This is a genomic window from Kitasatospora sp. NPDC093558, assembly GCF_040683475.1.
GTDB lineage: Bacteria > Actinomycetota > Actinomycetes > Streptomycetales > Streptomycetaceae > Kitasatospora.
Genome location: NZ_JBFBDY010000279.1, coordinates 1 through 8,336, shown reverse-complemented (window position 1 = coordinate 8,336; position 8,336 = coordinate 1). Strand labels below are relative to the sequence as shown.

Genomic DNA, 8,336 nt, shown 5'->3' with positions numbered 1-8,336 from the left:
TCGGGCGCCGCCGACATCAACAAGCACTACACGAGCGGCCCCAACTACCTGCTGGCGCCGTCGGCGGGAGCCGATACCCTGGCCCCCTGTCGCAGGCCGGTGCAGCCGCCGCGGCAGGGGTCGGGCCGGCCGGCGGGCCGGGACCGCAAGTACGCACGGACGAGACCGAACGTCACGGTCGCGGCGGTCACGCCCGCGCCGAGGGGGAGCAGCAGATGAGCGAGCACGGCAACGCGGTCGAGGGCTACTCCCTGGGCAACGGCCGCTACGTGTTGCAGCGGCTGCTGGGCGAGGGCGGCATGGCCTCCGTGCACCTCGCGTACGACAGCGTGCTGGGGCGGCAGGTCGCGCTGAAGAGCATGCACAGCGAGCTCGGCCGGGACGACTCGTTCAAGGAGCGGTTCCGCCGCGAGGCCCAGGCGGTGGCCCGCCTGGAGCACCCGAACATCGTCACGGTGTACGACAGCGGCGAGGACGTCGCCGCCGACGGTTCCAGCACGCCGTACATCGTCATGCAGCTGATCGACGGCAAGGGCCTGCGCGAGACGATCAACGAGGCGATCGCGCAGTACGGCGCGATGCCGACCGAGGAGGCCCTGAAGGTCACCGTCGGCGTGCTGAACGCGCTGGAGGCCTCGCACGACATGGGTCTCGTGCACCGCGACATCAAGCCCGGCAACGTCATGTTCGACCGCAAGGGCAACGTCAAGGTCATGGACTTCGGCATCGCCCGGGCGCTGGAGTCCGGCGTCACGTCGATGACCCAGACCGGCATGGTGGTCGGCACCCCGCAGTACCTGTCGCCCGAGCAAGCCCTCGGCAAGCCGGTCGACGCCCGCTCCGACCTGTACTCGGTCGGCGTGATGCTCTTCGAGATGCTCACCGGCCAGCTGGTCTTCGACGGCGACTCGGCGTTCTCGATCGCCTACAAGCACGTGCAGGAGGAGCCGCCGGCGCCGTCCACGATGAACCCGTCGGTCCCGCCGGCGGTGGACGCGTTCGTGGCCCAGGCGCTGCGCAAGGACCCGGCGCACCGCTTCGCGAGCGCGGAGGCCATGCGCGACGAGGCGGAGCGCCTGATCGCCGCGCTGAAGGGCGGCGGCGGGCACTCGCTGCAGGCGAGCACGCCGCTGGTGATCAACGAGGGCCCGCGCTCGGTGCACGCCGCGCCGCCGAACCCGCAGGCCCCGCACACGCCGCACCCGCAGTACCTCCAGCAGGGCGGTGTGCCGCAGTACCAGACGCCGCCGCCCGCCTACCAGACCCCGCCGCCGGCCTATCAGACCCCGCGTCCGCAGGCCCCGCAGACGCCGCACCCCTTCCCCCAGCAGCAGCCGCAGTACCAGACGCCGCAGCCGTTCCAGCGGCCCGCGCACACCCCGCCGCCGCAGCCCGGCCCGCAGTACCGGCCGAACCCGGCCCCGCAGGCCAGTGGCGGCGGCTGCTCGACCGCGGCCGTGGTCATCATGATCATCATCGGTGTGCTCGTCCTGGCGGGCATCATCATCGCGATCGTGATCAACAAGGCGAAGACCGACAACAGCAAGAAGACCACCTACGGCAGTGCCGCGCCGTCCGCCGTGGTGCTGGTGCTGGACGCTCCCGCCGACCGCTCCGGACTGCTCTGACCGGTCACGGCCGGTAGCGGCCGGATCGGGCGTGTCACGCCGGTCGCGGGAAGCGGTAGCGTTCGGGGATACGAAAGCGACAGGGCACCGCGATCCGAGCGAACGCCCGGGGCGAGGAGCGATGGCACAGACGCAGCATCCCGGCGACGACGACGGCGCCCGGGCGGCCGGCCAGGCCGGCGGGGCCCCGCAGCCGCCCGCGCCCGGGAGCGACGCCGCGACCACCGCGTTCCCGCCGGTGCCGCCCGGCGGCCCGCAGACCCCCGGGCGCGGCACCGCGGCCCCGCTGGGCACCGTCGGCGACGGCCGCTACCGGATGACCCACCGGCTCGGCCGCGGCGGCATGGCCGAGGTGTTCGCCGCCGAGGACATCCGGCTCGGCCGGACCGTCGCGGTCAAGCTGCTGCGCGGCGAGCTCGCCCAGGACGACATCGCCCGGGCACGGTTCACCCGCGAGGCGCACGCCGTCGCGGCGCTCAACCACCACTCGATCGTCTCGGTCTACGACACGGGCGAGGAGTACTTCGGCGACGAGTCCACCCCGTACATCGTGATGGAGCTGGTCGAGGGCCGGACCGTCCGCGAGCTGCTGGTGGACGAGGACGCGCCGCCGGTCGACCAGGCGCTGATCATCATCGCCGGCGTACTGGAGGCGCTCGCCTACAGCCACCGGCACGGCATCGTGCACCGCGACATCAAGCCCGCCAACGTGATCATCACGACCACCGGCGCGGTCAAGGTGATGGACTTCGGCATCGCCCGCGCGCTGACCGGCGGGGCCACCACCATGACCCAGACCGGCATGGTGATGGGCACCCCGCAGTACCTGTCGCCCGAGCAGGCCCTCGGCAAGCCGGTCGACCACCGCTCCGACCTCTACGCGGCCGGCTGCATGCTCTACGAGCTGCTCGCGCTGCGCCCGCCGTTCACCGGTGACACCCCGCTCTCGGTGGTCTACCAGCACGTCCAGGACCCGCCGGTGCCGCCCTCGCAGGCCAACAGCCGGGTGCCGGTCGGCCTCGACGGGATCGTGCTGCGCTCGCTCGCGAAGAACCCGGACGACCGCTTCCAGGACGCCGACGAGTTCCGCGCGCACGTCCAGCACGCGCTGCGCGAGATGCACGGCGCGGCCGGGGCCGGCTGGGCCGGCGCCGCGGCCGGGCTGGCCGCGGCGGGGCAGGGCAACACCGGCGCCACCCAGGTGATCCGGCCGGACCAGACGGCGGCCACCGCGGCCTTCGGCGCGGTCGGCGCGGGCGACGCGACCTCGATGCTGCCGTACGGCGGCGGGCAGCTGCCCGGCGGCCCGCACACCCCGTCCTCGCCCTACCAGGGCCCCGGCGGCCCGTACGACGGCGGCCACGGCGACGACGGGGACGACGACGGGTACGGGCGGCGGCGCGGGCCGTGGGGCTGGGTGGCCGGCATCGCGGCCGTGCTGGTCGCGGCCGGCGTCGGCATCGCGCTCGCCCTCAGCGGCGGTGGCGGCGGTGGCGGCGGCGGTACGAACGGCGGCCCCAGCTCGCCCGCCCCGGCGGTGAGCACCACCGACTCCGCCACGCCGACCACGACCGGCAGCCAGAGCTCGTCGGCGCCCAACACCAACACCCGGCGGCCGACGCAGCCGACCGACAACGGCAACTACGGCGGCAGCAACGGCGGCAACAACATGTCGCCGCAGCCGAGCCGGCACACGCCGGTCCAGACGCCGACGCAGACGCCGACGCACACCCCGACCACCACCACGTCCGCGACCACCACGCCGACGACGGCGCCGTCGACGTCGAGCGGCGGCGGAAGCTCGCCGACGGCGAACCCTGGAACGACCCAGCCGGCGCCCCCGACGAGCAAGCCTCCGGTCTCGCCGCCGGCGACGCTGGGCTGAACCGGCTCCCGTCCGGGGTCAGTTGGCCGGGCTCAGTTGGCGAAGGCGTCCAGGACCTGTTCGTACTCCTGGCACCACCACGCCAGCTGGCCCGCCGAGGCGGGGTAGAGCGGGTCGGCCCGGTGGTCGCCCCGCTGGTAGCGCCACTGCAGCATCCAGAAGTCGTTCAGCCGCTCCCACCAGACCCGGTGGGCGGCGGCGGCGAGGTGCTCGGCGGTGGCGGCGCCGGTGGCCCGGTAGGCCTGGGAGTAGTGCCGGACCCGGACGAGGTCGAGCACGCCCGTCGTCCGGTCGTTGAAGAGCAGCGTGGCCGCGCGGACGGTTTCCTCGGCGCGCGGCTGCGGGCCGAGCTTGTCCCAGTCGAGGACGGCCACCACGCCGCCCGGCCCGAGGGCATCGGGGTGGAGCAGGTTGAGGCCGTGGAAGTCGCCGTGGGTCCAGCCGGTGGGCGGGGCGGCCTGCGGGGCGGGGCGGCGGTGGGCGTGGTCGGCGAGCAGTTCCAGCCGTTCGGCGAGCCGCCGTTCGACCAGGGCGTCGAGGTCGCCGTGCGGGCGGCGGTCGCGGGCGTGGGCGAGCAGGTCGCGGGCGAGGTCGGCGCTGTCGAGGGGGTCGGCGCTGCGGTAGCCGTCGGGCTGGTCGAGCGGGGCGCAGACGTCGTCGAGCGCGCCGTGCAGGTGGCCGAGCAGCGCGCCGAGCGCGTCGCACTGCGGCAGGGGGAGCTCCGTACCGTGCCGGTGTCGGCCATCGACCCACGGGAAGACGGCGAACAGCCGGCCGCCGGAGGAGGCGACCGTGCCGGCGCCGTCGGTGCGGGTCAGCGGGGGTGCGACGGGCAGGCCGAGGGCGTGCAGCGCGGCCATCGCGCGGTGGTGGGCGACGATCTTCGGACGGTTGGCGGTGGCGGCGTCGACGTAGCACTTCAAGAAATGGGTACCGGCCTCGGTCTCGACCCGGTAGCCGCGGTTCAGCAGGCCCTCGGCGACCGGCACGGCGGTCAGTATCCGGCCGACCGGGTAGCGGCACAGGACCTCGGCCAGGGCTTCGCGCGGGACGGGCGGGCTGAGGGTCCCTATCGGCGGGGCGGAGAGGTCGGGACGGGCCGGGGCGCAGGCGAGAGTCTGGCTGAAAGTCACACCCAGAGGTTAGGGCCCCCTGGCGGGGGCCCTTGACAAGCCGTCAGAACTGTGCTGGCACCCGGGATCAGTGCTGCTGGTCGGCCTGGTGCCGGGCCACGAAGGCCGCCGCCTGGGTGCGTCGCTCCATGCCCATCTTGGCGAGCAGACTGGAGACGTAGTTCTTCACCGTCTTCTCGGCCAGGTGCAACTCATTGCCGATCTGACGATTCGTCATCCCCTCGCCGATCAGATCGAGGATCCGGCGCTCCTGCTTGGTGAGCTGGGCGAGCCGTTCGTCCTCCTTCTCCCCGCCGTCGCGCAGCCGGGCGAGCACCCGGCTGGTGGCCACCGGGTCGAGCAGCGACTTGCCGGCCGCGACGTCCCGCACCGCGGTGATCAGGTCGGTGCCGCGGATGGCCTTCAGGACGTAGCCGGAGGCGCCGGCCATGATCGAGTCGAACAGCGCCTCGTCGTCCGAGAAGGACGTCAGCATCAGGCACTTCAGCTCGGGCAGCCGCGAGCGGACCTCCCGGCAGACCTCGACCCCGTTGCCGTCCGGCAGCCGCACGTCGAGCACCGCCACGTCCGGGTGGACGGCGGGGATCCGGGTGAGCGCCTCGGCGGCGGTCCCGGCCTCCCCGACCACCTCGATGTCGTCCTCGACCGAGAGCAGGTCGTGCACGCCCCGTCGGACCACCTCGTGGTCGTCGAGGAGGAAAACTCTGATTTGTCCGTTATTACTCACGCCCAAAACCTCCCATATCACCGTACAAGTAGCCTCCCGCATGCACCGTCCCAGGGGTGCGTTCCGGCCAGACCGGTCCGAAACCGATACCGAGAACCCCCTTACGTACGGGCCGTCGCCCGGATAACGTGCGCTGGTGTCCTGAAGGCGCCCGAATTGAGAGCTGCGTCACGCGGTCCGTCACCCCCACCCAACCGACGGCGAGCCGAGCGCGGCACCCTCTGGGTTGTAGGCCCTGAACAAGTAGGACGTCCTAGCGCAGGCGCGCCAAGGGCGGACGCTGGGTAACGTTCTCGTGAGGGACGCCGTCGGAACAGGAGCACCACCTGCCCCGCACCAGGTGCGCATACCCACGCGCCCCGCGAGGCGGTGACCGGACCGGTCACCGGCGACCCCGGGCGGCCGGACAGACCGAGGAGTGAACGTGACCGTCAAAAGCACGGCGAGGGCCCGCAAGAAGGCGGCCCCCTCCGTCCCTGACAACCTCCGCGCCACGGGTACGGACGCCCAGCCGGAGCTCGTCCAGCTGCTCACGCCGGAAGGCGAGCGGGTCGAGCACCCGGACTACCCGCTCACCACCACTCCGGAGGAGCTGCGCGCCCTCTACCGCGACCTGGTGCTGGTGCGCCGGTTCGACGGCGAGGCCACCGCGCTCCAGCGCCAGGGCGAGCTGGGCCTGTGGGCCTCGCTGCTCGGCCAGGAGGCCGCCCAGGTCGGCTCCGGTCGCGCCATGCGCACCGGCGACTACGCCTTCCCCACCTACCGCGAGCACGGCGTGGCCTGGTGCCGCGACGTCGACCCGCTGAACCTGCTCGGCATGTTCCGCGGCGTGAACCACGGCGGCTGGGACCCGAACGAGAAGAACTTCCACCTCTACACCATCGTGATCGGTTCGCAGACGCTGCACGCCACCGGCTACGCGATGGGCATCACCAAGGACGGCGCGGACGACGCGGTCATCGCGTACTTCGGCGACGGCGCCTCCAGCCAGGGCGACGTCAACGAGGCCTTCACCTTCGCCTCGGTCTACAACGCCCCCGTGGTGTTCTTCTGCCAGAACAACCAGTGGGCGATCTCCGAGCCCACCACCAACCAGACCAAGATCCCGCTGTACCGCCGCGCCTCCGGCTTCGGCTTCCCCGGCGTGCGGGTCGACGGCAACGACGTCCTCGCCTGCCTGGCGGTCACCCGCTGGGCGCTCGACCACGCCCGCAGCGGCAACGGCCCGGTGCTGATCGAGGCGTTCACCTACCGCATGGGCGCGCACACCACCTCCGACGACCCCACCCGCTACCGGCTCGCCGAGGAGACCGAGGCCTGGAAGGCCAAGGACCCGATCCTGCGGCTGCGCACCCTCCTGGAGAAGGAGGGCCTCGCCGACGAGGAGTTCTTCGCCGCTGTCGACGCCGAGAGCGAGCAGCTGGGGCTGCGGGTGCGCGAGGGCGTGCGCAGCATGCCGGACCCGGACCCGACCCTGATCTTCGACCACGTCTACGCGGAGCCGCACGCGCTGGTCGATGAGGAACGGGCCGAGTACCTCGAGTACGCGGCCTCCTTCGAGGCGGGGGAGAACCTCTGATGGCCGGTCAGCTCAGCATCGCGAAGGCGCTCAACAACGCGCTGCGCAAGTCGCTGGAGGAGGACCCGAAGACCGTCCTGATGGGCGAGGACATCGGCAAGCTCGGCGGCGTCTTCCGGATCACCGACGGCCTGCAGAAGGACTTCGGGGAGAGCCGGGTCATCGACACCCCGCTCGCCGAGTCCGGCATCATGGGCACCGCGATCGGCCTCGCGCTGCGCGGCTACCGCCCGGTGGTCGAGATCCAGTTCGACGGCTTCGTCTACCCGGCCTTCGACCAGATCGTCACCCAGCTGGCCAAGATGCACGCCCGTGCGCTCGGCCACGTGAAGCTTCCGATCACCGTCCGCATCCCGTACGGCGGCGGCATCGGCGCGGTCGAGCACCACAGCGAGTCGCACGAGGCGTACTTCGCGCACACCGCCGGCCTGCGCGTGGTCACCCCGGCCGGCGCGCACGACGCGCACTGGATGCTGCGGCAGGCCATCGCCTCCGACGACCCGGTGATCTTCCTGGAGCCCAAGCGCCGCTACTGGGACAAGGGCGAGGTCGGCGCTGCCGCCGACCTCGGGCTGCACGACGCCCGGATCGTCCGGTCCGGCACCGACGCGACGCTGATCGCCTACGGCCCGATGGTCAAGGTCTGCCTGGAGGCCGCCGCGGCGGCCGAGGAGGACGGCCGCCGGCTGGAGGTCGTCGACCTGCGCTCGCTCTCCCCGGTGGACTTCGCCACCGTCGAGGAGTCCGTCAAGCGCACCGGGCGGGCCGTCGTGGTGCACGAGGCACCGGTGTTCATGGGCATGGGCGCCGAGCTGGCCGCCCGCCTCACCGAGCGGTGCTTCTACCACCTGGAGGCGCCGGTCCTGCGGGTCGGCGGCTACTTCGCGCCGTACCCGCCGTCCCGGGTCGAGGAGACTTTCCTGCCCGACCTGGACCGCGTGCTCGACGCCGTCGACCGCGCGCTCGCGTACTGATCCCGGGGAGCAAAGGTGACCACCGAAGTTCGCTCGCTCCGCGAGTTCAAGATGCCCGATGTGGGCGAGGGCCTCACCGAGGCCGAGATCCTCAGCTGGTACGTCAAGCCGGGTGACACGGTGACGGACGGCCAGGTCGTCTGCGAGGTGGAGACCGCCAAGGCCGCGGTGGAGCTGCCGATCCCGTTCAACGGGGTCGTCGAGCAGCTCTTCTTCCCCGAGGGCGCGACGGTCGACGTCGGCACCGTGATCATCTCGGTCGCGGTCGCCGGGGAGGGCGGGGCCCCGGCTCCGGCCGCCCCCGCCGCGGCTCCGGCCGCTCCGGCGGCTCCTGTGGCCGAGGCGCCCGCCGCGACGGGCGAGCCCGAGCGTCGCGAGGTGCTGGTCGGCTACGGTCCGCGGACGGGCAC

At 72.8% G+C, this 8,336-nt stretch carries 8 protein-coding genes; 6 read left to right on the top strand and 2 right to left on the bottom strand.

The genetic code is table 11. From position 1 onward, the window contains the following. The 3 genes from AB0O00_RS23365 to AB0O00_RS23355 form a co-directional block, all read left to right on the top strand. Nucleotides 1-219, top strand: a 219-nt coding sequence (locus AB0O00_RS23365; protein ID WP_363654750.1) for a hypothetical protein, incomplete at its 5' end; no start/stop codon positions are given. Beyond that, nucleotides 216-1,628: a protein kinase gene (locus tag AB0O00_RS23360; protein ID WP_363654748.1), complete on the top strand. Its 1,413-nt coding sequence runs from the start codon at nucleotides 216-218 to the stop codon at nucleotides 1,626-1,628. The genes AB0O00_RS23365 and AB0O00_RS23360, both read left to right, overlap by 4 nt. 316 nt (nucleotides 1,629-1,944) lie before the next feature. Then, nucleotides 1,945-3,513 (top strand): protein kinase, encoded by a 1,569-nt coding sequence (locus AB0O00_RS23355; RefSeq protein ID WP_363654756.1) that lies wholly within the window; start codon nucleotides 1,945-1,947, stop codon nucleotides 3,511-3,513. A 32-nt stretch (nucleotides 3,514-3,545) separates the two neighbouring features. On the opposite strand, the gene AB0O00_RS23350 is transcribed toward AB0O00_RS23355, so the two are convergent. Continuing rightward, nucleotides 3,546-4,646, bottom strand: a complete 1,101-nt coding sequence (locus AB0O00_RS23350) for a phosphotransferase (protein WP_363654746.1) — start codon at nucleotides 4,644-4,646, stop codon at nucleotides 3,546-3,548. Between the two features lie 67 nt (nucleotides 4,647-4,713). Next, nucleotides 4,714-5,373: a response regulator transcription factor gene (locus tag AB0O00_RS23345; protein ID WP_363654744.1), complete on the bottom strand. Its 660-nt coding sequence runs from the start codon at nucleotides 5,371-5,373 to the stop codon at nucleotides 4,714-4,716. 418 nt (nucleotides 5,374-5,791) lie between these two features. On the opposite strand from AB0O00_RS23345, the gene pdhA reads away from it, so the two are divergent. From pdhA to AB0O00_RS23330, 3 genes are all read left to right on the top strand, one after another. Continuing rightward, nucleotides 5,792-6,952 carry a pyruvate dehydrogenase (acetyl-transferring) E1 component subunit alpha gene (gene pdhA / locus AB0O00_RS23340; protein WP_363654742.1) on the top strand — a complete coding sequence of 387 codons (1,161 nt, stop codon included), beginning with the start codon at nucleotides 5,792-5,794 and terminating at the stop codon, nucleotides 6,950-6,952. Then, nucleotides 6,949-7,926: an alpha-ketoacid dehydrogenase subunit beta gene (locus AB0O00_RS23335; protein WP_363654754.1), complete on the top strand. Its 978-nt coding sequence runs from the start codon at nucleotides 6,949-6,951 to the stop codon at nucleotides 7,924-7,926. The genes pdhA and AB0O00_RS23335 overlap by 4 nt, the downstream gene beginning before the upstream one ends. 51 nt (nucleotides 7,927-7,977) lie before the next feature. Next, nucleotides 7,978-8,336 (top strand): biotin/lipoyl-containing protein (locus AB0O00_RS23330; RefSeq protein WP_363654752.1); only part of this gene is annotated, 359 nt, incomplete at its 3' end.